The 25,150-nt window shown below is 61.0% G+C and carries 19 protein-coding genes; 8 read left to right on the top strand and 11 right to left on the bottom strand.

Going from position 1 to position 25,150, the window contains the following annotated elements; all coding sequences use genetic code 11:
* Positions 1 to 13: 13 nt before the first annotated feature.
* Positions 14 to 1,582, top strand: a complete 1,569-nt coding sequence (locus tag IV89_RS13015) for a class I adenylate-forming enzyme family protein (protein WP_037943605.1) — start codon at positions 14 to 16, stop codon at positions 1,580 to 1,582.
* A gap of 14 nt (positions 1,583 to 1,596) precedes the next feature.
* Positions 1,597 to 3,168 carry an acetolactate synthase large subunit gene (locus IV89_RS13010; protein WP_235183754.1) on the top strand — a complete coding sequence of 524 codons (1,572 nt, stop codon included), beginning with the start codon at positions 1,597 to 1,599 and terminating at the stop codon, positions 3,166 to 3,168.
* Positions 3,169 to 3,252: 84 nt separating this feature from the next.
* Here IV89_RS13010 and IV89_RS13005 read toward each other — a convergent pair whose 3' ends face one another.
* From IV89_RS13005 to IV89_RS12985, 5 genes are all read right to left on the bottom strand, one after another.
* Positions 3,253 to 5,691 carry a mechanosensitive ion channel domain-containing protein gene (locus IV89_RS13005; RefSeq protein ID WP_037943606.1) on the bottom strand — a complete coding sequence of 813 codons (2,439 nt, stop codon included), beginning with the start codon at positions 5,689 to 5,691 and terminating at the stop codon, positions 3,253 to 3,255.
* 161 nt (positions 5,692 to 5,852) lie between these two features.
* Positions 5,853 to 7,109 carry an OpgC domain-containing protein gene (locus tag IV89_RS13000; RefSeq protein ID WP_037943608.1) on the bottom strand — a complete coding sequence of 419 codons (1,257 nt, stop codon included), beginning with the start codon at positions 7,107 to 7,109 and terminating at the stop codon, positions 5,853 to 5,855.
* Positions 7,084 to 8,853, bottom strand: coding sequence for a glucans biosynthesis glucosyltransferase MdoH (gene mdoH / locus IV89_RS12995; protein WP_235183755.1), 1,770 nt, complete (start codon positions 8,851 to 8,853; stop codon positions 7,084 to 7,086). The genes IV89_RS13000 and mdoH overlap by 26 nt, the downstream gene beginning before the upstream one ends.
* Before the next feature lies 1 nt (position 8,854).
* Positions 8,855 to 9,019, bottom strand: coding sequence for a hypothetical protein (locus IV89_RS12990; RefSeq protein ID WP_181358627.1), 165 nt, complete (start codon positions 9,017 to 9,019; stop codon positions 8,855 to 8,857).
* Complete coding sequence (locus IV89_RS12985) at positions 9,016 to 10,578, bottom strand: glucan biosynthesis protein G (RefSeq protein WP_235183811.1); 1,563 nt, start codon at positions 10,576 to 10,578, stop codon at positions 9,016 to 9,018. The genes IV89_RS12990 and IV89_RS12985 overlap by 4 nt, the downstream gene beginning before the upstream one ends.
* Positions 10,579 to 10,939: 361 nt before the next feature.
* Between IV89_RS12985 and nhaC the strand changes: the two genes are divergently transcribed.
* Positions 10,940 to 12,433: a Na+/H+ antiporter NhaC gene (gene nhaC / locus IV89_RS12980; protein WP_037944945.1), complete on the top strand. Its 1,494-nt coding sequence runs from the start codon at positions 10,940 to 10,942 to the stop codon at positions 12,431 to 12,433.
* Positions 12,434 to 12,498: 65 nt separating this feature from the next.
* Here the strand turns inward: nhaC and IV89_RS12975 are convergent, their stop codons facing one another.
* The 4 genes from IV89_RS12975 to doeA form a co-directional block, all read right to left on the bottom strand.
* Positions 12,499 to 14,106 (bottom strand): class I adenylate-forming enzyme family protein, encoded by a 1,608-nt coding sequence (locus IV89_RS12975; protein ID WP_037943615.1) that lies wholly within the window; start codon positions 14,104 to 14,106, stop codon positions 12,499 to 12,501.
* Between the two features lie 138 nt (positions 14,107 to 14,244).
* On the bottom strand, positions 14,245 to 15,618 hold the full coding sequence (locus tag IV89_RS12970) for an aspartate aminotransferase family protein (protein WP_005851997.1): 1,374 nt from the start codon (positions 15,616 to 15,618) through the stop codon (positions 14,245 to 14,247).
* A gap of 27 nt (positions 15,619 to 15,645) precedes the next feature.
* Positions 15,646 to 16,638 (bottom strand): N(2)-acetyl-L-2,4-diaminobutanoate deacetylase DoeB, encoded by a 993-nt coding sequence (doeB, locus tag IV89_RS12965; protein ID WP_037943616.1) that lies wholly within the window; start codon positions 16,636 to 16,638, stop codon positions 15,646 to 15,648.
* Positions 16,639 to 16,642: 4 nt separating this feature from the next.
* A complete protein-coding gene (gene doeA / locus IV89_RS12960; protein WP_037943617.1) occupies positions 16,643 to 17,818 on the bottom strand; it encodes an ectoine hydrolase DoeA in 1,176 nt (391 codons plus the stop codon).
* Between the two features lie 118 nt (positions 17,819 to 17,936).
* Between doeA and IV89_RS12955 the strand changes: the two genes are divergently transcribed.
* A complete protein-coding gene (locus tag IV89_RS12955) occupies positions 17,937 to 18,392 on the top strand; it encodes an Lrp/AsnC family transcriptional regulator (RefSeq protein ID WP_005852003.1) in 456 nt (151 codons plus the stop codon).
* A gap of 21 nt (positions 18,393 to 18,413) precedes the next feature.
* Here IV89_RS12955 and IV89_RS12950 read toward each other — a convergent pair whose 3' ends face one another.
* Positions 18,414 to 18,854 carry a PACE efflux transporter gene (locus IV89_RS12950; protein ID WP_037943618.1) on the bottom strand — a complete coding sequence of 147 codons (441 nt, stop codon included), beginning with the start codon at positions 18,852 to 18,854 and terminating at the stop codon, positions 18,414 to 18,416.
* Positions 18,855 to 19,133: 279 nt separating this feature from the next.
* Between IV89_RS12950 and IV89_RS12945 the strand changes: the two genes are divergently transcribed.
* The 4 genes from IV89_RS12945 to IV89_RS12930 all read left to right on the top strand — a co-directional run bounded on the left by IV89_RS12945 (position 19,134) and on the right by IV89_RS12930 (position 24,345).
* Entirely contained in the window at positions 19,134 to 20,651 is a 1,518-nt protein-coding gene (locus IV89_RS12945) for an ATPase domain-containing protein (RefSeq protein ID WP_037943619.1), read from the top strand.
* Between the two features lie 8 nt (positions 20,652 to 20,659).
* Positions 20,660 to 22,117 (top strand): HWE histidine kinase domain-containing protein, encoded by a 1,458-nt coding sequence (locus IV89_RS12940; protein ID WP_037943620.1) that lies wholly within the window; start codon positions 20,660 to 20,662, stop codon positions 22,115 to 22,117.
* Between the two features lie 48 nt (positions 22,118 to 22,165).
* A complete protein-coding gene (locus tag IV89_RS12935; RefSeq protein ID WP_037943624.1) occupies positions 22,166 to 22,546 on the top strand; it encodes a response regulator in 381 nt (126 codons plus the stop codon).
* A 128-nt stretch (positions 22,547 to 22,674) separates the two neighbouring features.
* Positions 22,675 to 24,345 carry a mechanosensitive ion channel domain-containing protein gene (locus IV89_RS12930; protein WP_235183756.1) on the top strand — a complete coding sequence of 557 codons (1,671 nt, stop codon included), beginning with the start codon at positions 22,675 to 22,677 and terminating at the stop codon, positions 24,343 to 24,345.
* A 105-nt stretch (positions 24,346 to 24,450) separates the two neighbouring features.
* Here IV89_RS12930 and IV89_RS12925 read toward each other — a convergent pair whose 3' ends face one another.
* Positions 24,451 to 24,945 carry a ferritin-like domain-containing protein gene (locus IV89_RS12925; RefSeq protein ID WP_005852015.1) on the bottom strand — a complete coding sequence of 165 codons (495 nt, stop codon included), beginning with the start codon at positions 24,943 to 24,945 and terminating at the stop codon, positions 24,451 to 24,453.
* Between the last annotated feature and the right edge of the window lie 205 nt (positions 24,946 to 25,150).

The raw sequence follows: 25,150 nt of genomic DNA, 5'->3' as shown, positions 1-25,150 counted from the left end.
TCAGGACAGTGATATGATACCGATCAATCCGCCGGCACCGGCGACGACACCCACGAAAACCATCGTCGAGGTCGTGCGCGACAACGCCAAAGCGCATCCGGAAAAACCTGCGCTGGTCTGTGACGGGCAAACCGTCAGCTGGGGGGCATTCGACCAGCGCATCAACAAGATCGCCAATCTGCTGCTGTCGATGGGGGTGAGCAAGGGCGACAACATCGCGATCATCTCGCCCAATTCCATTCCTTATGCAGAGCTGTTTATGGGCATCTTGCGGGCAGGGGCCTGCGTGACGCCGCTGTCGACGATGGCCTCGCCCGATGCGCTGCAAAAGATGCTGACCGACTGCGGCGCGCGCGCGATCTTTGTCGCGGCGCAATATCTTGAACTGGTCGATGGCTTTATCGCCGATCTGGATCTTGCGCGCTTTGCCATTGATTTCGACCATCCCACATTTCAGCCTTATGGCGCTGCGGTTGACGGGGCTTCGGACTCCGACCCCGAAATCCAGATCGAGATGTCGGATGCGTTCAACCTGATCTATTCCTCGGGCACGACCGGCACGCCCAAGGGCATCTTGCACAATCACTGGATGCGGTCGGCGCAGATGGACCGCGTGTCGCCCAACGGATATGACGATAACGCCCGCACGCTGCTGTCGACGCCGCTGTATTCCAACACAACGATCGTGTCCTTCCTGCCGACGCTTTATGGCGGCTCGACCGTCTATCTGATGCCGAAGTTCGACGCCCGCGGGTACCTCGAGATCGTGCAGCGTGAAAAGATCACCCACACGATGCTGGTGCCTGTGCAATACAAACGTATCATGGACGTGCCTGACTTTGACGCCTTTGACCTGTCATCGATGCAGGTGAAATTCTCCACCTCCGCGCCGCTGCGGGCCGAGGTCAAGGCGGATGTGCTGGCGCGCTTTCCCGGCAAGCTTCTGGAATACTACGGTCTGACCGAAGGCGGCGGGGTCACGGTACTGAATTCTGCCGAACACCCCGACAAGCTGCACACGGTGGGCCAGCCTGCGCCGGGCAATGAAATCCGCCTGATCGACGAGACCGGTGCAGAGGTTCCCAAGGGCACCGTGGGCGAGATTTGCGGTCGCGGGCCGACGATGATGGCGGGGTATTTCGGGCGCGATGACCTGACCGCTGACTACATCTGGCGCGACGCAGCGGGCAACGTCTTCTTCCGCTCGGGCGATATGGGCCGTTTTGACGAGGACGGCTTTCTGATCCTGTCGGACCGCAAGAAAGATATGATCATCTCGGGCGGGTTGAACATCTATGCCGACGATCTTGAACTGGTGTTGTTGGCCGACCCCGATGTGACGGATGCCGCCGTGATCGGCGTGCCCTCTGACGCTTGGGGCGAAACGCCTTACGGGTTGGTGGTGCTGCGCGAGGGGGCGACGCGTTCGGGCGATGATATCTGCGCTGACGCCAACGCCAAACTGGGTAAAAGCCAGCGTCTGTCGGCGGTGGAACTGCGCGAAGAACTGCCGCGCAGCTCTATCGGGAAGATCCTCAAGAAAGAATTGCGCGCGCCCTTCTGGGCGGCGGTTTCTGCGTGAACAAGGAAGATGACATGAGCGACCAAGACGATACAGACCAGATGAACGGGGCCGATAGCCTTGTGCAGACGCTGCTCGATAGTGGGCTTGATACCTGTTTCACTAATCCCGGCACGTCGGAAATGCACTTTGTTGCCGCGCTGGATCACGTGCCCGGCATGCGGTCGATCCTTGTCCTGCAAGAGGGCGTGGCGACGGGGGCGGCGGATGGGTACTACCGTATGGCCGGCAAGCCCGCCTGCACCCTGCTGCACCTTGGGCCAGGGCTCGCCAACGGGTTGTCGAACCTGCACAACGCGAAAAAGGCAGGCTCGGGCGTGGTGAATATTGTCGGCGAACATGCGGTCACGCATATCGAGCTGGACGCGCCGCTGACCTCTGACATCGAAGGGATCGCGCGGCCCGTGTCCCATTGGGTGCATACATCCATGTCGGCGGCGGATGTGGGCGCGGATGCCGCCCGTGCGGTGCAGGCGGCAAATGTGGCACCGGGGCAGGTGGCGACGCTGATGCTGCCCAGTGACACCGCCTGGAACGAAGGCGGCGCTGTCGCGCCCGCGCTAGAGCCTGCACAGCGCCCTGCCTTCGACGCGGCGGCGTTGGAGGAAGCCGTCGCCGCGCTGTCCGGCCCCGACAGCCTGCTGCTGTTGGGCGGTGCCGCGCTCAGCGCCGAGATGCTTGAGATTGCGGGGCGGATCGCGGCCAAGACGGGCTGCAAACTGCTAAGCGAATGGGCCAATGCGCGGCAGGAACGCGGGGCAGGGCGTGTGGTGGTCAACCGCGTGCCCTATCCCATCGATCAGGCGCTAGAGACGCTGGCCCCGTTCAAGCGCATCGTTCTGCTGGGCGCACGCGCACCCATCGGCTTTTTCGCCTATCCGAACAAGCCCGCGATCCTGACCGCCGAGGGCACGCAGATCACCAACCTCTGCACCACCGCGCAGGATATCGCGGGGGCGCTGGAGGCGCTGTGCGGCAATGTGGGTGCGGCGGACACTCCACCCGCCCATGTGGCCGAAGCCGCTACCCCCGACAAACCCAGCGGCCCGTTGGAGCCGGGCGGCATCGCACAAGCCCTAGCGCGCACCATCCCCGAGGATGCGATTGTCATCGACGAGGCGATCACCACAGGCCGCGCGTTCTTCCCCGCAACGGCAGGGGCTCCGAAGCACACTTGGGTGAACAACTGCGGCGGGTCCATCGGCTATGGCATGCCTGTGGCGATCGGGGCGGCAGTGGCCTGCCCTGACCGCAAGGTGATGGCGCTGATCGGAGATGGCAGCGCGATGTACACGGTGCAAGCGCTTTGGACGATGGCCCGCGAGGGGCTGGACATCACCATCGTGATTTTCGCCAACCGCGTCTACAAGATCCTGCGCGGCGAGCTGACCAATGTCGGCGTCAGCAATGCGGGCCCCAAGGCGATGGATATGCTGTCGCTTGACCAGCCGACGCTTGAATTTGCACAGATGGCAAAATCGATGGGGGTAGAGGCAACCCAGGTCACAGATTGCGAAGCGCTTGAGCTCGCGATCGAGACAGGGCTGGCGCATAAAGGCCCGTATCTGATCGAAGCGGTGATGTAGCGCCTGCGCGAACCACCCGAACCAAAAAGGCCCCCGATCAGCGCTGATCGGGGGCCTTTTTCTATTTCAGTCATTCCGCGTCTGCTAGCGGTCTGCACCACCGTCGCCATCGGCATCATCGCTGTCCGGCACATCGTCTGCCTCGATCGGCTTGGACACGGTTTTGGTCGGCGGCAGGCTTGTATCCTGCGCGGCGGGGCCTTCGATCTTGAACGGCTGGGTGGTGCCGTCCTTGTTCTCGCCCAGCCAGATGGTCTGCTGCGGGAAGGGGATCTCGATCCCGCGCTCGTCAAAGACCGTCTTGAGGTAGCCGTTGTACATACGCCCGATGCCCCATTGCTTGCCCGGATCAGTCTTGATCCGCACGCGCAGCACCACGGCGCTGTCACCAAGGGATTGGACCCCGAACCATTCAAGCTCTCCCATGATGCTGTTGGCGATCTCTGGCTCGTTCTCCATCATGCGGTCGAAGGCGTCGAACATGGCCTGCTTGGCCTCTTCGACATTCTCGCGGTAGGCGATGCCCATGTCACAGACCGTGTAGGAGAAGCCGCGCATATAGTTGCTGACCACATCAACGGTAGAGAAGGGGATCATGTGGAATGCGCCTTGCACATCGCGCAGCGAGACAGAGCGCACCGACAGCTTTTCGACGGTGCCAGTGGTGCCGCCCACGGTGATCACATCGCCAACGTTGATGACGTTCTCGAACTGGATGAACACACCGGTGATGATGTCTTGCACCATCTTCTGCGCGCCGAAACCAATCGCCAGACCCAAGACCCCGGCAGAGGCGAGCAGTGGCCCGATATCCAGCCCGATCTCGCTTAGCACGAACATCAGCGTGAGGATGATCAGCGTAATGGTCGCCGCATTGCGCAGCAAGGTCAGCAGGGTGGTTTCCCGCGAGGTTGGCACAGCGCCGTATTCAGGGTTCAGCTTGTAGTCGACAAAGGATGTCAGCGCGAGCCAGATGCCGAAGGCCACCGTCAGGATCAACCCGACAGAGATCAGCGCCTTGGTCACTGCCAGCCCGACCTGCCCCTCAAGCCAGCTGCGCATGTCGATCGTGCCGATCACGTCCAACGTAAAGAACAGCACGCAGATCAGCAGGAACAGCCGCAAGGCGCTGAAGGCGCGGGGGACAAAGGTGTTGATGCGACGTTCCAGCAGCGGCAGCTTGGCGTTCACGTCCTCGGGCAGTGAAATGCCGCGGTGCACGGCCTGTGCCAACCAGCCGGACAGCAGGGCGGCGATGATGATCGCGGCAAGGATTTTGCCCGACCCGACAATCGCGTTCAGCGTGACCTCGGCGGGCTGGGTCATGACCACGATGAACATCACCGCGATATAGGCCAGTGCGAACCAGTGCCAGATGCCTGCCAACCCGTGCAGCGTGCGCGCGATAAAGCCGCGGCGCGCCTCTGCGATGGTGGCGGGGTCGACGCCCTCGGCGGCTTGCGCCTCGCTGGGGTCGGCCTCGCTTTGTAGCCAGCGGGTGACGGCCTTGCGACGACGCAGCACGATGTAGACAAAATACAGCAGCACGAGAACCGACAGAAGGGCCGACACGCCAGCGCCCGCGGCCGTGTTGACGCTTTGGTTGACGATTGGCACGACCAGCAGTTGCCCGTAGCCCAGAACACTGACCACGATGCTCAGATAGCGGGTCAGCGCCGCGGCGGCCTTGTCACCGACGGGCACCAGACGCAGACCCGACGCAACGGGCGAGAGGAACGACCGGATGACGACTTTGGTCATTTCGACCAGCAGGAAGGCGTTCAGATACATCGACTGGCGGATGCCGATCTGCCCGACTTCGCCAACAGCGAGGATGGTGATCAGATAACCAGCGGCCCAAGCCACGACCACGATAAAGGCGTCCAGCAGGTTCGACCCCAGAAACAGCCCGATAGAGCGGAAGAGGCCCACATGTTCAGCCGTGCGCCCCATGCGCGCATACAGCCCCCGCGCAAGGTAGCGCAGCACCACAAAGAGCGCGACGGTGATCGCAATGACCGCAAGCAGGCCGGGGATCGCTTCCAGCAATACGGTCAGCTCCGCACCGCTGAGGCCAGAGAAAACCTTGCCGCCGCGTTCGAACCCGTTCCAGAAAGAGGTGAGCGTGCTTACCGTGTCTTGGCCGATCTGCTGGGTGATCAGGGCGATTTGTCGCCCGACCGATACCCCTTCGGCATCCGCGGCTTCGGTGATCGTTTCAATCGCGGGGTTTGCATCACCCGCGGGGGCGCCCGAGGCATCCAGCGACTTTTCAAGGTCCGCGATCAGCGCCGCGCGGGCGTCATCGTCCTTAAGCACTTCAAGCAGGGTATCCAGCGGTGCCTTCGCCTCTGCCTCGGGTGTCGTTTCGGTTGTTTCCGTGTCGGAAGACCCGCCACCGGTGAACAGCGATTGCGCCTGCGCCGCGAAGGGGGCGAGCGTCAGGAAGAGTGCCACCACAAGCCCCGTCAGTACGTAGAGCCACCCTTGGGTTGGCATCGCGATCTTTCCGGTTTTTGACATGGGGGCCTCTTTCAACACACTAATTTACACTACGAGATAGGGGAACATTCCCTATTTCCACTGTTTTTCGCTTATGGGCGGTCTTGGACGTAAAGAAAACCCGATGGCAGGGCAAGTCTGCGCATCGGGCGGTCTTTCGGTCATGGCACTAACGGGCTTGTTTACGCCGTGGAACTGCCGGTGATCACCTCTGCCCGCGGGGCCTCGGCTTTGGTCGGGGCGGGCTGCTTTGGCTGCGGCTGTTTGCGTGCCGCTTCGGCCAGCAGGGCGGCGGCATAGCACACAGCGATGGCGGCCAGCGGCAGGGTCCACGGCAGGGCGGTGACCGTAGGTTCGACATCCATCATGATCTGTCCGGCCAGTGCAAGGATCGTCCCTAGCCCAAAGACCAGCAGGCCGTGGCTGCCCATCAGACGCAAGGGGGCGGCATAGCGGTGTGCGCAGATGCGGGTCACCACAGGCAGGCACGAAAGCACATAGACCAGCGCTAGAATATGGACCAAGCGCGGCAGCGCGAGCATCGACTTGTTGTGCGTCGTGATGTTGCTGGGCAGGCCAAGCCCGCCAAGTTGCGCCATCTTGTGATTCATGAACGATCCCAAACCGGGCACGTAGCGCCAGGCAAAGATAAACAGCAGCAGACCGAGCGCCAGCTTGAACAGGATCGGAGAGGTGCGGACCAACCGTTCGTCCTTGCGATGACGCACGCCAATGGCAAGGCCGATGACAAAGATGAACTGCCAGGTGAGCGGGTTGAAGAACCAGCCGCCGCCACCGGGGTGGTTCGGGATGGTCAGTCGGGTGGCTCCTGCATAAAGCCAGAACGCCCCCGCAACGGCCAAGGTCGTGCGCGGCGCGTAAAGCACAGCGGCGATCAGGGCAGGGCCTGCCAGCAGCAAGACGGTATAGGACGGCAGAATATTCACATAGCCGATCTGATATCCCAGCGTGACCAGCCCCGCCATCGCGGCACCGGTCTGATCATACAAGAGGGCAAGGTTGTGCATCACGCGAAATTCCGAGCGCACAAACGTATCTGCCGCCCAGGCATAAAGACCGATGGCCGCGACTGTCAGCACGATATGCACGATATAAAGCTGCCACGCCCGCCGCCACAGCGGGGCCATTGCATCCCAAAGACGCAGCTCGCCCGACATCCAGCGGCCAATGGCGGGGGAATAGGCGATGCCAGCCGCGATGCCCGACATGATAAAGAACGCCTCTGCCGCGTCGGAGAACCCGATGTTGCGGATGGTCAGATGCTCCCATGGGTTGCCGGGCATGTGGTCGATGATGATCATGATCAGCGCCAGCCCGCGAAACGCATCGATGCGCGGATCGCGGGCGCGGCGCGGCAGGTCGACCCCGCGCCGGATGGGAATAAGCTGCGCGTCAGGCCGGTTGGACGATTGTGTCATGCGACGATCCTTCTGGGGCGGCACCCGATCTCAGGTTGTCGCGATAGGCCGCAATGACGGCGGGCATGGCCCGTTCTTGCGGCGTGGTAAAGACTTGGCCGGTGCTCTCGTGCGAGGTCACGGCGATCAACAGCGGCGCGATGGACATGGGGAGCGTCACCGGCAAGAGCCAGAAGATCAGGTTCGGCACCCAAAGATAGACGGCAACAGTCACCGCGACCCCGAACAGCGATACCCAACGGCTGGCACGCCAGCTTTCGGCGAGGGTAAGCCGCCCTTCGCCGCGTGCAGTCGCGGGCCAGCCGCCATCCTTGCCCGCAAAGACCTCGGCGACGGCGCGGCTTTGATACATCAGCATGACGGGCGCAATCAGCGCGGTCAGCAGGATTTCAGACAGGACAGAGCCAAGCGCGCGCAGCGCCCCGCCAAACCCCTTGGCGCGGCCTGTTGCAGCCGCTTCGCCAAAGATCGCGAGCTTGGGCAGCAACAACAGCCCACCGATCCCAAAGGCAAGCGCCACGATCTGGAAGGTCTTGTCGTCGGGGAAGACGGGGAACAGCTGATAGGCGTTGGGGAAATAATCAGGGCTGGCATTGGTCGCAGCGGCCAGCAGCGACACGATCAGGAAGGCCCCCCAGGCGACCGATACCAGATAGGCCATAATCCCCTGGACAAAGACGAACCGGCTCCACCCGTGCAGGCCGGGGGCACCGACCAGACGCATGTGTTGCAGGTTGCCCTGACACCAGCGGCGATCACGGCGCGCAAAGGCAAGCAGATTGTCGGGGCCTTCCTCGAAGGAACCGGCGATGCGGGGGTCCATCTCGACGCGCCAGCCGCCACGTACCAGCAGGGCGGCTTCGACATAGTCATGGCTTAGGATGGTGCCGCCGAAAGGGGCGGGACCGCTGAGTTCTGGCAGGCCGCAGCATTGCGACAGGGCGCGCACACGGGCGATGGCATTATGCCCCCAGAACGGGCCCGCGCGCCCCTGCATACGGGCCAGACCGCGTGCAAAAACGGGCGAGTGAAAGCTGGCAGAGAATTGCATCGCACGGCCAAACAGCGACCCCGCGCCAAAGATCTTGGGCAGGGTTTGCAGCAGACCGAGGCTCGGATCTGCCTCCATCCGTGCGACAAGATGGCGGATCGTGTCGCCCTCCATCAGGCTGTCGGCGTCAAGGATCACGACGTATTCATAGGCCCCGCCGGATTTGCGGATGAAATCCTCGACGTTGCCCGCCTTGCGGCCATAACGCTCTGTTCGGTTGCGGTAGTAGACCGGGTTCGCAGCGCTTTCATTGCCCAACAGCGTGGCCAGCGCCGCGCGCTCTGCGATCAGGGCGTCGGGGTCAAAGGTGTCGGACAGAATGGCGAAATCGACGGGTACGTTCGCGGCCTGCATGGATTGGCGCATTGCCATAATGCGCGCGCAAACCTCGGTCGGGTTTTCGTTGCAGATCGGCACAAGGATCGCCGTCGGGGGGAAATCCGCGTTGCTCAGGTCCATATCAGGGAGGGGATCGAAAGAAGGCACGCCCAAAAACGCCTGCCCCGCCCCCCAGGCCAACCAAGCCGTCGTAAGCGCGATAAGCGCCACGGCGAAGCCGTCCCAGATATCAAATCCGGTATTAAGCCCTGCCTGCGCCAGCGTCGCGGCTGCCGCTGTTGCGCATAGCAAGGCAAAGCAAATGGCACCAACGCGGCTGACCCGCGTGGCACCATCGCGTAAATAAGAGGGCATGTCAGGCATTACGCATGAAGATGCGGCTCACCACCTCGAACAGGGAGGGGCGGGCATCATGCTCTAGCACCTGCCGCGGCATATCCAGCGGGGCAGGGCGAGGCGCATAACGGTCAAAGTCGGTCATTTGTTCGGTGATCGCAGGTGATGTCACAGACGTATTCATTCTTTCAGCCATTGGTATACCCAAGTCTCGGTCAAGCTACGGTCGCCCGCGACCAGATTGGCGCGCAGTTCGACCGTTGCATCAGTTTCGGCGACGACCTCTAGAACCAGTCGCCACATGTGATCGTGGCCGTCGATCTGCTGCAGTACTTGTCCTGCAACTGTGCCGCCGGCGATGTTTACATTGGCTTCAACAACGTTCTCGGCGTTTGGTTCCCCTAAAGTTGCACCTTCGAAGTCGATGACAAACTTTCGGCGATCATTGCGCGGTTTTACGCCCGCGATGCCCCCATTTCCGGCAAGAGTGCGCGATACTTGGGCAAGTGTCGAAGACGCGCCGGGCGGGTTCATCCCCCAGTTCAGACGGTAGGAAATGCTTTTGCTATCCCCCGCCGCGAACCCGTTCTTGTAGGTCCAGAAGGCGACGATATTGTCGTTCCCCTCCAGATCCGACGGGATCTCGATCAAGCGGACCATGCCTTCGCCCCAGTCCCCTTTTGGTTCGACCATCAGCGTCGGGCGCAGCTCGTAGTGGGCTTCGGCGTCCAGATAGTCGTCAAAGGCACGGTGGCGCTGCACAAGGCCAAAGGATTTCGGCGATTGCGCCCCAAAGTATGAATTGGCGAGCTTGGGCGGGTTGTTCAGCACGCGGAACAGCGTGTCTTGGCCGGTGTTGACCACCAGCGCCTCGCTGTCGTGGACGCGGGCACGGTAATCGTCAAAGCCACCCTGATCGTTCAGGCCGAACAGATACATCGATGTTAGCGGCGCGACGCCCAGTTGCTGCACGTCCTGGCGGAAGAACAGTTCGGTGGTCACATCCATCGTGGTGGTGGCACCGGGGGTCACAGTGAACTTGTAGGCCCCCACGACCGACTGGCTTTCCAGCAGGGCGTAAAAGGTCATCTTCGTCTCGCCGGGTGCGGGACGCTGCAGCCAGAAGGCGCTGAAGCGGGGGAATTCCTCGGGTTCGGAGGTGGCAGTGTTCACCGCCAGCCCGCGCGCGCTCAGGCCATAGCGGTTGCCCGCCCCCAAGGCACGGAAGTAGCTCGCCCCGAGGAAAGACACGATCTCGTCGAACTGCTGCGGATCGTTCAGCGGCGCATTCATGCGGAAGCCCGCGACGCCGGGCAGCTCGGTACCGGTCGGGATCTTTTCAAGCGCTTTGGACTGGTAGATGAAGTCATCCGAGGTAAAGCCAAGCGGCTGTGCCTTGTCATTGACGATCTCGTAAAGCGACACGGTGCCGTCAAACAGCCAGCCGGGGTGATAGGCATGTACCACCGCCTGCGCCGCAGGGCCTTTCCAGATCGCGCTGTCCTCCCGGAAGCGGATGTTGCGGTAATCGTCATAGTCCAGCGTGGTAAAAGGCTCGCCCAGTTGCGTCGGCGCGGTGTACTCTTCACCCGCGAGGCTGCGTGCCCGTTCGATCAGAATATCAAAGGAAAAAGGCTCCGCCGTATCACTGGCCTGCGCCCAGGCAGCAGTGTCTTGCAAACCGGTTGCAGCGGCGAAAGCCAAAGCGGCCCCCCCTGCGCGCAATACTGACCGGCGAGACATCGGGCGGGAGCGAGACAAATGATGCATCAAAAATGATTCCTGTTCGTTGCTGCATTGCAGAATTCATATAATTACGCGGGAAGTTCAATAACATGAAGCATGATGCGCAAAATTTTGCTGCACAGTGCGGGGTTTACGCGAAAATCGCGAAATCAGCGCGGCATCATCCGGCAATATTTGCAAAGACATAGCGCCCCGGAGTGCAGGTTTTGTCTAGCCTCTTTGAAATACAGCGGAAAATTGCCGGAAATTGCGTTCAATCGCCCTAGAATAAGATTGGTTGGCATCACAGGCCCGCAATGCCACCCTAAAGGGAATCTGTGTGTGTATCAGTAAACAAGAATACAAAAACGAGGACAAAATGGACAATAAAGACCTTCCATCGCTCCCGCTGGCGCTGCTGCCCGTCGTTCTGACGCTTGGCCTTCTGGCGCTGCAACTTTTCTACTATGGCGACTTCACGCCGCATATTCCCCTCATCCTCGGATTGGCCATCACGTCCCTGCTGGGTGTGTTTCGTGGTCAGACGTGGATGGACATCCGCGAAGGCGTATTCCACGTGATCCACGTGTCGATGCCGTCACTGGCGGTGTTGATCGTGGTCGGCATGATCGTCGGCGTCTGGATCGCGTCGGGCACGGTGCCTACGCTGATCTATTACGGGCTGACCTTGCTGACCCCGTCAATTTTTCTGGCAGCCGCGATGATCCTCTGTGCAGTGGTTTCCCTGTCGTTGGGGACCAGCTGGGGCACAGTCGGCACCATCGGTCTGGCGCTGATGGGGATCGGTGCGGGTTTCGGTATCCCGGCCTATTGGACCGCCGGTGCGGTCGTGTCGGGCGCATTCTTCGGCGATAAGGTATCGCCGCTATCGGACACCACGAACCTCGCGCCTGCGGTGACGGGCACGAATGTATTCGACCACATCAAGAACATGCTGCCCACGACAGTCCCTGCGATGATCATCGCGCTGGTGATCTATGTCGTCGTCGGCTTTATGCTGATCGAAGAGGGAGCAGGCGACGTCAGCAGCATCAATCAGATCACAACCGGTCTGGAGGAACGCTTTAGCCTCGGGATCATCCCGCTGACGCCGGCCTTGATCGTGATTGTGCTGGCGCTGATGAAAAAGCCGCCGCTGCCGTCGCTGTTTGCCGGTGTGCTGGCCGGTGGACTGGTGGCGATCTTCTGGCAGGGTGCGGGGCTGCATGACGTGTTCGCCTTCGCGCAGTCGGGCTATTCCATCGACACGGGCATCGCCGACATCGACAGCCTGCTGAACGCGGGCGGCATCCAGTCGATGATGTGGACCATTTCGCTGATGTTGATTGCCTTGGGCTTTGGCGGCGCGCTGGAACGTACCGGCTGTCTGGAGGCGATCATTCTGGCGATCGTCAGCCGCGTGAAAAGCTTTGGCGCGGTACAAAGCTCGGCCATCGGGACGGCCTTTGCGACCAATATGGTCGCGGGTGATCCTTATATCTCTATCGCGCTGCCGGGGCGTATGTACGCGCCCTTGTACCGTGGGATGGGCTATTCGACCCTGAACCTCAGCCGCGCGGTGGAAGAGGGCGGCACGCTGATGAGCCCGCTGATCCCGTGGAACGCCGGTGGTGCCTTTGTGATCTCGGCCTTGGGGCTGGGGGTCATGGACGGTAACCTGACCAACCTGCTGTATATCCCGCTGGCCTTTGCCTGCTGGACCGCACCGCTGATCGGTGTGTTCTATGCGGTGACCGGTCTGTTCTCTCCCAAAGCGACGGACGAAGATCGCGCCGAATGGGACAAATCCGGCGAAGACATCATGGACCTTGGCGACCATGAGCTCGCCTACGAGCAACCGGCCGCGACCTGATCGCGCCTGAACCGACACAGATGAAAGCCGCAGCGCCTATGAGCGCTGCGGCTTTTTTCATGCCCTCAGGCCTGCGCCTTCAGCCTGTCGCGAAGCGTGTTCTTGACGATCTTCCCATTGGCGTTGCGCGGCAGGGGATCGGGTTCGAACGTCGCGAAATCGGGGGCTTTGTAGTCCGCCATCTTTGTCCGTGCGAAAGCCTTGATCGCATCAAGATCCAGCGCGGTATCCGTGGTGTGGATGAACACATGCATCTTTTCTCCCAGCACCGGATCAGGGCAGCCGATGGCGGCACATTCGATCACGGAGGGGTGGGCGGTCAGGGCGTTCTCGACCTCGGCGCTGTAGATGTTATAGCCGCCGCGAATGATCATATCCTTGCGGCGGTCGTGCAGGCAGATGAACCCCTCGGCATCGCGTGACCCCATGTCGCCGCTTTTCCAGTAGCCGTCGTGGAGCTCGGAGGCGGTGCGGTCGGGGTTGTCCCAATAGCCGGGCACGGTCATCGCGCCCTTGATCCAAAGCTCTCCATGGGTGCCGTCGGGCACGTCGTTGCCCTGAGGATCGACAATGCGGATGTCGGCGCAGGGCACGGCGATGCCGATGCTATCCGCGCGTTTGGTGCCGAACCCCATCGGCAGGATCGTCACGGCAGAGGTAAGCTCCGTCGCGCCATAGGCGTTCATCAGGCAGAGGTTCGGCAGCTTTTCCGACAGTTCGCTGATGGTGGATTGCGGCATAGGCGCGCCGCCGTAGCCCCCGATCCGCCAGTGTTGCAGGTCGTAGTCATCGACGTTGCAGCGCAGCAGGAACAGGTTGTACATCGCTGGCACCATCAGCGTCTGTGTGACTTTCTCGTCGGCGGTCAGCGACAGGAATTCATGGGCACCGAAGACCTCCATCATCACGGTGCAGCCTGCGGTTTGCAGCATAGTAAAGACGGTGGCGACCAGCCCGGTCACATGGCTTGCGGGCACGCCCAGCAGCGACCGTTCACCGGCCCCCAGCTCCATGCAAAGCTCGAAATGCATCGCGGAATGGACGATGTTCAGATGGGTCAGCGTCGCCCCTTTGGGCTGGCCTGTGGTGCCCGAGGTATAGAGGATCACCGCGATGTCATCCTCGTGCAGCGGCACGGCGTCGGTCAGCGGGGTCTGCGCGGGCAGCGTGTCAAACGCGTCGGACCCCGCCGCTGTGCCGCCAACGCAAAAGCGGTGGGTCAGCCCGGGCAGATCGGTGGGTGCGGGCAGACGGTCGGCGACATCCATGCCATGCACGGCGATCTTGGCCCCGCATTGACGCAGGATAAACGCCAGCTCTGGCGTGCCTTCGCGGATGTTGATCGGCACGGCAATCGCGCCAAGCCGCAGACAGCCCATCATTGTCGCGATGAACTCCCAGCGGTTCGACAGCAGCAGCGCAACGCGGTCGCCCTTTTCGACCCCACGGGCGCGCAGCCCTGCGGCGATGCGGCCCACGTGCAAGTCAAGCTCGGTATAGGACAGTCTGGTCTCGCCGCTGACCACGGCCTCTTGATCGGGGGCGCGGGCAAGGGCCGCGGCGAGCATGGCGTTCAGGTCGGCGGGGCGATCCTTGAAGCATTTGATCTCGCGACCGTCAAAATGGGTTTCTGTTTGTATGCGATCCGTGATCGCCTGTGACCAATGTGGCATCTGCGCTCCTCCCGTAGCTTGGGGTAGTCATTGCGCAAACAATCAGGGGCTGCAACGCCCAAGCGCCGTGTTAGCGCCCGCATTACGCCCCACCTGTGGGGGCCGGTTCGCCCTGCGAAACAAGGCGAACCGGGGCGTTTATCCCAGCACGGTTTTTACCGCATCCGCGGTCGCGGCGACGACGGTATCGACCTCTGCGCGGGTGATGCAGAAGGGCGGGGCAAAGCCGGTGATGTCGCCTTGGGGCATGGCGCGGGCGATCACGCCGCGTTCCAGCATCGCGGCAGAGATCGCGGCCCCCACCTTGGCAGCAGGATCAAGCGGCGTGGCGTCTGCCTTGTCGGCCACATATTCCACCGCGCACAGCAGCCCTTCGCCACGGATGTCCCCCACATTTGGATGATCGCCAAGCGCCTCTTTCATCGAGGCGTTCAGATATCCGCCCACCTCGGCCGCGTTGCTGACAAGGTTCAGGTCGTCGATGAGCTTGAGGTTCGCGACACCCGCCGCGGCACAGATCGGATGCGCCGAATAGGTCCAGCCGTGACCGATGGGGCCGTTCTCGTCCGTGCCCTGTTCCAGCACTTTCCACATCCGGTCCGATACGATCGACCCCGACAGCGGCGCATAGGCCGAGGTCAGACCCTTGGCAATGGTGATCAGATCGGGTTTCAGCCCATAGTGTTCCGACCCGAACATCGTCCCCAGACGGCCAAAGCCGGTCACGACCTCATCCGCGATCAGCAGGATGTCGTGGCGGTTCAGCACCTCTTGGATCGCGTCCCAATATCCGGCGGGCGGGGGCACGATGCCGCCGGTCCCCAATACGGGTTCCCCGATAAAGGCCGCGATGGTGTCCGGCCCTTCGGCTTGGATCAACGCTTCAAGCGCGTTGGCGCATTGCGCGGTAAATTCCGCCTCAGTCTGGGTGCGGTCCTTGCGGCGGTAGTAATAGGGCGCGTCCGTGTGGATCACGGGGTTCATCGGCAGGTCGAATTTGTCGTGGAACAGCGACAGGCCGGTCAGCGATCCGGTCATCAGCCCCGACCCGTGGTAGCCGCGCCAGCGCGAGATGATTTTCTTTTTCTGCGGGCGACCAAGGATGTTGTTGTAGTACCAGACGAGCTTGATGTTCGTTTCGTTCGCGTCCGAGCCGGACAGACCGAAATAGACCTTGGACATATGCGCCGGTGCGCGGTCCATGATCATCTTTGCCAGCGTGATAGACGTTTCTGTGCCGTGGCCCACATAGGAATGGTAATAGGCCAGTTGATGCGCCTGTTCGGCGATGGCGTCGGCGACTTCGGTCCGGCCATAGCCTGCGTTCACGCAATAGAGCCCGGCAAAGGCGTCCAGCATCCGGTTGCCATCGCGGTCCTCGATATGGACGCCCGACGCCCCTGTGATCACCCGCGTCGCGGATTCACCCCGCGCATGCTGTGCTAAATGCGTAGAGGGATGGAAAAAGTTTTCGCGGTCCCATGTGGCGAGTTGATCATCATTGCGAAGCATAGGTCAGGCTTTCTGTTTAGGAGAGTTTCAAGTGAGTTCGGTGGCCAACACGGCAAGGCAATCGCCCGGCTGTGCCAGTCCGGGGTGGTGGCGGGCGATCACGATGCCCCCCATCTGGGCGCGGATTTCACGCGGGGGCAGGCCCGTATGCTGGCTGTCCCATAGACGCGCGATCAGGTCGCCTTCGGCCACTGTGTCGCCAAGGGTGACGTTGAAATCGACCAGCCCACCGTGGTTGGTGACGTGAAAACAACGGTCGTCGTCTTGCGACAGCATGCGCGATGGCGCGGTGACGGGCTGGCCTTGCAGGATACCGGCGTGGATCAGCAGATTGCGCACGCCTTTACGGGCGATCTGCGCGGTTTCAGGCGTGGCAGTGCCGCCGCCGCCCAATTCGGTGGTGATGAATGTCTTGCCCATGGTCTCTGCTGCGTCGTCATACATGCCAAGCGCGTCGATCTCGCGCATCTCGACACTGAAAGGCGCGTTGAACGCATCGCGCGCGGCGCGGCAGCGGGCCTGCTGGTCCGCATCCTCCAGCGTGTGACAGGCGGCGAAGGGCAGAAAATCCAGCGTCTTGCCGCCCGAATGGAAATCAAGCACGACATCCGCCATCGGCAGCAGCACCCGTTGAAAGTAGTCCGCGATCTTCTGGGTGGGGGTTCCATCGGGGCGGCCGGGAAAGCTGCGGTTCATGTTCACCCCGTCCAGCGGAGACACCCGCGTCCCCGCCATAAAGGCGGGGTGGTTCATGAAGGGGAGGATGATCACGCGACCCGTGACATCCTTGGCCTCCAAGGTCTGGGCGAGCTCGACCAAGGCCAGCGGCCCTTCGTATTCGTCGCCGTGGTTGCCGCCGGTCAGCAAGGCAGAGGGGCCGTCGCCGTTTTTCACTTGGGTCACCGGAATCTGGATCGCCCCCCAAGCGCTGTCATTGCGGCTATAGGGCAGGCGCAGATAGCCATGCTGCACGCCGTCGCACTCGAAATCGATGGTGGCCGAAATAGGATTGTCCCGCATGGCGCTATTCCTTGATCACAAGCGCACGCGGGGTGGTGCAGAGGCATTCGACACCGGTTTGCGTGATGACAATCGGCTCTGTGATCTCGATCCCGCCGTCGTCAAGCCAAAGGGCGGGCATGAAGTGAAAGGTCATTCCGGGTTCCAGCACGGTGGTATCCCCTGCGCGGAACGACATGGTGCGTTCGCCCCAGTCCGGAGGGTAGGACAGGCCGATCGCATAGCCGCAGCGGCTGTCTTTCTCGAATCCGCGGTTGCGCAGGGTGGTGTTGAAGGCGCGGGCGATGTCTTCGCAGCGGTTGCCGGGTTTGGCCTGCTCTAGCCCGGCATCAATCGCTTCGAGCACGGCGTTCTCTGCATGCAAATACTTCTGCGGAGGCTTGCCCAAGAACAAGGTACGCGACTGTGGACATTGATAGCGTCGGTGCGCGCCCGCGATTTCAAAGAACGTGCCTTCGTTGTTGCGCAGGGGGGCATCGTCCCATGTGATATGCGGCGCGGTGGCATCCAGACCCGAGGGCGTCATGGGCACGCAGGCGGGGTAGTCGCCCCAATGCCCTTCGGCCCCGCTGACGGAGGCGTGATAGATATCCGCGATCAGATCGTTCTTGCGCATCCCGACCTGGGCCTTTTCGCGGATCACCTCGTGCATCCGTTCCACGATCCGCGCGGCGCGGCGCATATATTCAAGCTCTGTCGGGGATTTCACCGCACGCTGCCAGTTCACCAGCGCCGTGGCGTTCTGGATATTGACGCCCGGCAGCCGCGTTTGCAGCGTCAGAAACGCCGAAGCGGTAAAGTAATAGTTGTCCAGCTCGAACCCGATGCGTGCATTCTCTAGACCGCGGTCCGCGATGAGACGGGCGAGATCCTCCATCGGGTGTTTGTCGGGGTTCTGGACGTAGGTGTCATCATAGCCGACGATATTGTCATCATCCAGATAGGTGGTGCGCTGGGCACCGGCGCTGTCCATGGCGCGCCCCCACCAGACGGGCTGGCCTTCGTGGGTCAACAGCACGCCTTGATGCACGTAGAACGACCACCCGTCATAGCCCGCCAACCACGCCATATTGGACGGATCGGTGACAAACAGCGCGTCCAGCCCGCGGTTGGCCATTTCGGCGCGTGTTTTCGCCAGACGTGCTGCATATTCGTGCTGTGTAAAAGAATGGTCGATCATGTGGGGATTCCTGCCAGGGTATTGTGCGAGTTTAGCTTTTTCGCGCTGTGCATTTATGCGAATAATGCGGCTACGCGGGTAAAAGCTGCAAACTTTTGTAAGATATGGGGAATTTAGGATGATTGACGCGATAGACCGGAAAATCCTGCATCACGTGCAACGCGACAATCTGCTTACCAGCGCGCGCCTTTCCGAACTGGTCGGGCTGTCGCAAACCTCGGTCCAGCGGCGCCTTGCGCGGCTGCGTGCGACCAAGGCGATCGAGGCCGATATCGCCGTCGTCTCGCCCGAGGCCGTGGGCCGTCCCCTGACCATGCTCATCGCGGTGGAACTGGCGCGGGAACGGTCCGATATCATCGACCGTTTCAAGCGGGCGGTGCGGGAGCGGGCAGAAGTGATGAGCGCCTACTACGTGACCGGAGAGACCGACTTTATGCTGATCGTCAGCGCCAAGGACATGCAGGATTACGAGGCGTTCACCCGCGATTTTTTCTACAACAACCCCGATATCAAAGGGTTCAAAACCACCGTGGTGATGGACCGGATCAAGGCGTCATTCACCTTGCCGGTCTGATCACCACAATGGGTTGATGAGCTAGGCGCTTTCCGCCTGCTTTTGCGACCATTCGGGTAGCGGAAAAAGCGTGTCGTAGATCAGGTTAAACACGTAGGAATAAACGAGGTAGAATGCCGCCAGTGCGATATCCAGCACGAAGGCATCCCACAGGCTGATCCCCAGATACCACGCGATGAAGGGCAACAGAACCATCAGCAGCCCCGCCTCGAACACCAGCGCGTGCAGCACCCGGACGATGCGCGATTTCAGGGTGGTTCCAGTCAGCCGTTGTAGGGCTAAGTCGAAAAGCACGTTATAGCCAAGGTTCCAAAGCGTCGCGAGCGTGGCGCTGACAATGCCCACGACACCAAAGTCATGTAGGGGCACGTTAAACAGGATCGCGCCAGCGGGGATCACAAGGATCAGCGCGATAACTTCAAAACTGATGGCGTGGCGAAGACGGTCAAATGCAGAGCGCATGTTATACCTCATTGAAGGGCCGGGTCGTCCCGACAGTTTTCCATTCAGGGGAGGTCGTCCTCACACTGCCATAGGTGGCAAAACCGCACGCGTTTTTCAAGAGCAATCGGGCCGCCGCCCCTTTACCGAACAGTCCCGCGGGGCATCCGGCACTCTGGCGTTCCATCGATACAAATCGATTTGCTTGAATATTCATCATTGAGTAAAATACGGCGGATACATGGGCCCACTGCTGGAGTAAGGGCACCGTAAGAGTATGATACGAGTGGGGTGCAAGTAATGGGCGATCGTACCACTGGGGCGGCGCAGAGGCGGCTGTCGACAGGGACGTCTGGTTTGGATGATGTGCTGTGTGGCGGGTTGACCCCGCATCGGCTGTATCTTGTCGAAGGGACGCCGGGGTCCGGCAAAACAACGCTCGCGTTGAAGTTCCTCATGAATGGTCGCGAAAATGGTGAGCACGGTCTTTATATCACGCTTTCCGAAACGGTTGATGAGCTCACGGCTGTCGCACAGTCCCACTCCTGGACGCTAGACGATATTGATCTGTACGAGCTGGTCGCGGAAGATGAGTACAGCTCTGATCGGGAGCAATCCTTGCTGCACCCAAGCGAAGTCGAACTCGGGGAAACCGTGCGTGGTATCATCAATCTGGTGGAAGAGAATAATCCGACCCGTGTCGTTCTCGACAGCCTGTCAGAGCTGCGCTTGCTGGCGCAGAACCCGCTACGCTACCGTCGGCAAATCCTGGCGCTAAAGCATTTCTTTGCGCGGCGTAATTGCACGGTCTTGATGCTGGACGACCGAACGGCTGAACCGGGGGATCTACAGCTTCACTCCATCGCGCATGGCGTCGTCTCGCTTGAACAATTGGCCAATGATTTCGGGTCGGAACGGCGCCGGTTGCGTGTGATCAAGATGCGCGGCTTGAAGTATCACGGCGGCTACCACGATTTTACCATCGAAAAGGGCGGGTTGTGCGTCTACCCGCGCCTGATCGCGGCGGATCACGCGCGCGATTTTTCGGCTGATGCGGTGACAACGGGGCTGGACGCGCTCGACGCTTTGCTGGGCGGGGGGCTTGTGCCCGGCACCAATGCGCTGCTGGCCGGTCCTGCTGGCGTGGGCAAGACAACGACGGCGGTGCGCTGCATGCTGGCCGCGTTGAACCGAGGCGAGAAAGCCGCGTATTTCCTGTTCGACGAGCGACTGTCAACGTTGCTTACCCGCTCGCGGGCGCTTGGCATGGACGTGCAGCCGTTCATCGACAACGGGCAGTTGGAAATCCGGCAGATCGATCCGGCGGAACTGTCGCCCGGTGAATTCGCCAGCGCGGTGCGCACCTCGGTTGAAAAAGACGGGGTAAATGTTGTCGCGATCGACAGCCTCAACGCGTATTTGCACGCGATGCCAAGTGATAATTTCCTTGTGCTACAGATGCATGAGCTGCTCAGCTATCTCGCGCAGCAGGGCGTGGTGTCGCTGATGATCCTTGGGCAACATGGTGTCACAGGGGAACTGCGGACCGACATCGATATCAGCTATCTTGCCGATACCGTCATGATGCTGCGGTTTTTCGAGGCCGAAGGCGAAGTGCGCAAATCCATCGCGGTGATCAAGACCCGTACGTCTGACCATGAGCGCAGCATCCGTGAATTCAAGATCGACGCGACTGGTATCGTGATCGGCGAACCTATCCGCAGTTTCTCGGGCGTGTTGTCAGGGACGCCGGTGTTCACGCAGCGCACAGACGCGCTTTTGCAGCTCGACCCTCAAACCAGCGACGGTGCCAAGTGACACCACAAATGGCATCGTCATCCGAACCAGAGACCCCGGATGATGCGCTTTTGGTCTCTGTCGGTATTCTCGCGCCACGCGGACGGGATGCGGCTGTCGCCGGGCAGCTGCTTGACCAGCATGATATTGCATCGACATCCGTCGCCTCGCTTGGGGAGCTTGCGGGCCTCGTCGGGCGACAAATCGGCGCGATTCTGGTGACCGAAGAGGCGCTGGCAGGCGTCGGGGTCGATACCTTGCAAGAGGCGCTTGCCGCGCAGCCCCCGTGGTCGGATGTCCCGTTTATCGTGCTGGCCAATGGCACGTCCTCCAGCCGTAGCAACCACGCGGCGGCAAGGATTGACCAGCTGAGCAACGCGGTGCTCTTGTCGCGCCCTTTGCACGCAGAGGAACTGGTACGCTCGGTTCGCTCCGCGCTCAAGGCGCGGCGGCGGCAGCATGAGGCGCGCAAACATCTGGAGCAGCTTGAACTGCGGGAACGTCAGCTGTTCGAGAGTGAGGCCAAGTTCCACGCGATTGCGAATTCGGTCGATCAGATGATCTGGTCCACTTTGCCGGACGGGTTTCACGATTATTACAACGACCGCTGGTATGAATTCACCGGTGTGCCCGAAGGATCGACTGACGGCGAGGGCTGGAACGGCATGTTCCATCCCGACGATCAGGAAAAAGCCTGGGCGCGTTGGGGTCACAGTCTTGAGACCGGCGAGCACTATGAAATCGAATATCGCCTGCGGCACCGCACGGGGCAGTATCGGTGGGTGCTGGGGCGTGCCCAGCCTGTGCGCGACGAGGCCGGACGGATCACGCGCTGGTATGGCACCTGCACGGATATACACGAGATCAAGGTCGCCGAAGAACAGCGGCAGCTGATGCTGGGCGAGATGAACCATCGGGTGAAAAATACCCTTGCGATGGTCAATGTCATGGTGTCGCAGACGCTGCGTCAGTCCGAAAACCTGAAGGATGCACAGGTCGCTATCCAGTCGCGTATCGGCATGATGGCGCAGGCGCATGACCGTTTGATCAAGGCCGCATGGGCACAGACCCGTATCCTCGAGGTGATCGAGGCCGCGTTGGCCCCTCATCGGACGGGTGAGGGACGGTTCGCGATAGAGGGGCCGGATGTGCCGATCGGGTCCAAACAGGCGCTGGCCTTGACGATGGCGCTGCACGAACTGTCGACCAACGCCACGAAATACGGCGCTTTGTCCGGTGACGGGGACGACGGCAAGATTGCGGTGCGGTGGAAGGTCGCTCGGGCAAGCGATGGCGCAGAGGTGTTTCACCTCAGCTGGACCGAAAGCGGCGGCCCATTGGTCACACCGCCAAGCCGCAAGGGCTTTGGCAGCCGGATGATAGAACAAGCGCTCGCCGGATATTTTAACGGATCGGCGGAACTAAACTACGCGCCAGAGGGTTTGAGCTTTATGCTACAAGCTCCACTGGCAGGTTTGACGATCTAAGAATGGTGCTCTGCAAGCCCATTGATCATTAATGAAAGCTGTCCAAACGTGGATTATCAGAACCTACCCGCCGTGCTGATCGTAGAAGATGAACCGCTGATCCGTATGGGGGCCGTCGATATGATCGAAGAGGCCGGCTTTAAGACCTATGAAGCCGGATCGGCCGACGAAGCCATCGAAGTGATGCAGACGCAATCTGATATTGGCATCCTGTTCACCGATATAGATATGCCCGGCACCATGAACGGGCTCAAACTGGCGGCCTATGTGCGCACGACCTGGCCTCCGGTGGTGATCATGATCGCGTCGGGCGTGATCGAACTTGACGAAGCGGATGTGCCAAGCGGGGCTGCCTTTGTGCCCAAGCCCTATGCCACGAACCATGTGACCAAGATGTTGCACGAAGCCACAGGGCAGGTGGGGGCCTGATCTTGCGGTCAGGTGCGCCTGGCGGCACGAATTGCCCAGATCAAAACTGGTAGAATGCGGCAGCTGCGCTAGCTCAGTCACAACACCGACATGTCACGTGATTTCGTGACGCCGGAATGGAGAGTGATTTGAGCAAACTACGATACCTCGCGGGTCTGATGGCTACCCTTTTGATCTTTGCGGCACCGCTTTGGGCGCAGGAGGAAGAGGAAGCCTGCGATACCGCCCGCTGGTATTGCGTCGAGGCATTGAACAGCGGTCTGCCCGCGGTCACGCCGGAAATCGACCGCGAAACACCCCGTGCGACGATGGAAAGCCTTGTGCGGGCCGTGCGCCGCGATGATTGGGTCGGTGCCGCGCATCTGCTTGACCTGTCCGATATCCAGCAGGATCGCCAGCAGGACGTGGGGACATCGCTGATCCGACAGCTTGAAACCGTGATCAGCCGGAAAACTGTGATCAACTGGGACAACCTGCTGGACCGGCCCGATGCGCTGGATGCGACATCCACCTCTGACAAGGCGATGGCGGGCACGCCGCGCAAATCGCTGTTGCTGTGGACGCTTGATATGGACGACTACCCCGCGTCCATCCGCCTAAACCGGATCAAGCCCGAAGGGGGCGACCCTGTCTGGGTGTTCTCGCGCCATACGGTGCAGAATATTCCGCGGCTCTACACCCGCTACGGGCCCGGTCGGCTTGAAACCATGCTGCCCGATGTGCTGACAGAAAACACGGTCGTTGATCTTGCGCTGTGGGAACTCATCGGCCTGCCGGTGCTGATCGCGCTGGCGATTTACGTGGCGCGACTGGTCTGGTTGCTGACAGGGTGGATCGCGGAGCGTGTGCCGTCGCAGCTGGCGCGGCAGATATTCCGATCGGTACGCGGGCCCGCCTGCGTGGGTGTGTCGACCCTGTTTGTGATGGTGGTCGAGGCCAAGATTTTCTCTTTCTCGGCAGAGCTTACGACAGTGTTGGTCCCGACCGCATGGCTGGGGCTGATAGGGGCGGGGTTGTGGTTTGTGGTCAATTGCGTCGAGGTTATCCTGGATCACCTGACGCAGGTCGAGGAAACCGACCTGACCCTCAAGGAAGAGGTGCACAAACGTACCACCGCAACGCGCATCTCGGCGGCGCGTCGGGTCTTTGTTGTGGCTGTCGTGCTGGTTGGCGGCGGTATATTCCTGTCGCAGACCAATGTGTTTCAGAACCTCGGGCTGACGTTGCTAGGGACGGCTGGGGCGGTCACCCTTGTCTTGGGCTTCGCCGCGCGCAGCATTTTAAGCAATATCATGTCGTCGTTGCAGATCGCCTTGAACGGATCAGCCAAGATCGGCGACCGTATCGTGTTCAACGACGCGCTATGCCACGTGGAGCGGATCCATTTCACCTATGTGCAGCTGCGCGACTGGGATGGCACGCGGCTGGTCGTGCCGGTGACCGAATTCGTCTCTACCCCGTTCAAGAACTGGACCATGCAGGAGCCGGAAATGTTGCGCATCGTTAAGATCAAACTGTCTCACACCGCAGATGTGGATGCGTTGCGCGACGCATTCGACAAGGTGATCGACGCGCTGGACGAGAAATACGTGGGCAATCGAGATGACGTATGCGTGCGGGTGGCGGGGCAGGATGTGTTGGGCAAGGACGTCTGGTTCCTCGTGCCCTGTGCCGACCCCAACACCTCTTGGGAGGCCGCCTGCGACGCGCGTGAAGGCATCATGGCAGAGATCCACAAGCTCGCCGAGAAAGAGGGGGTCGATTACTTCCCCCAAGCGACCGCGGCAGAAGCGAGCTGACGCCGCGACACGGTTCTTCGAGGTAGGCAGACATGAGAAAAGCCCCGCTGATCCAGCGGGGCTTTTGCACATTGGTTGGGGGCTAACGCCCCAACTGTCGCAAACTTAGGCTGCGGCTTTATTCACGCCACCTGTCGCGATGTCGGTCATGCGGCGGTCACCGTCATAGGTCTGATCCAGACATTCCTGCAGGATGGCACCATCTTCGTCTTTGCCCAGACGGTTGGCAAAGGCGACAAGGCAGCCGTATCCGGCCAGCGCGTAATGCACCATGCGCTGATACTGTGTGATGATCATGGCGTCGCGTACGTCGTCGTCGCCGAAATCTTCTTCCAGCGCGTGGGCCTTCGCCTCGGCCACAAGCCCTTCCATCCCTTTGCAGTGTTCACCCGTGGGCGAAATACCGTGGGCGTTGCATATCTCGGCAATCTTTTCCATGCCGTCGCTGATGCCGTTCGATCCGGCGATCAGGGCTTCGGAAAGCTCTTTATCCTTGGCGGCACGGCCTAGGGCGACGACCACATCCAGCGACTGTTTGTTCGCGCTGTACAGGTCTTGGAGTTGGTCATGGTACACGTCTTTAAGGCTGTTCATCGGCATATCGATCTCCTTTGCGATGTGATTTGTATTCCCTGACCAACGCGGCGATGCGCCAATGCGTTCCACGCTGTCTGCGTGCGCGGCGGCTTCGCGCGTGCCTTTATATGCACCCTAAAATCACACCTGTTCCGACGCGAGTTTTATCGCCCCCAACGTCGGAAGCGCGGAACGAAATTCAACTCTGACGGTTGGGTCTTCAATAACA

Origin of the sequence: Sulfitobacter sp. CB2047 (genome assembly GCF_000735125.2) — a bacterium.
Lineage (GTDB): Bacteria > Pseudomonadota > Alphaproteobacteria > Rhodobacterales > Rhodobacteraceae > Sulfitobacter > Sulfitobacter pontiacus.
This window is presented reverse-complemented; position numbering and strand designations above follow the sequence as displayed.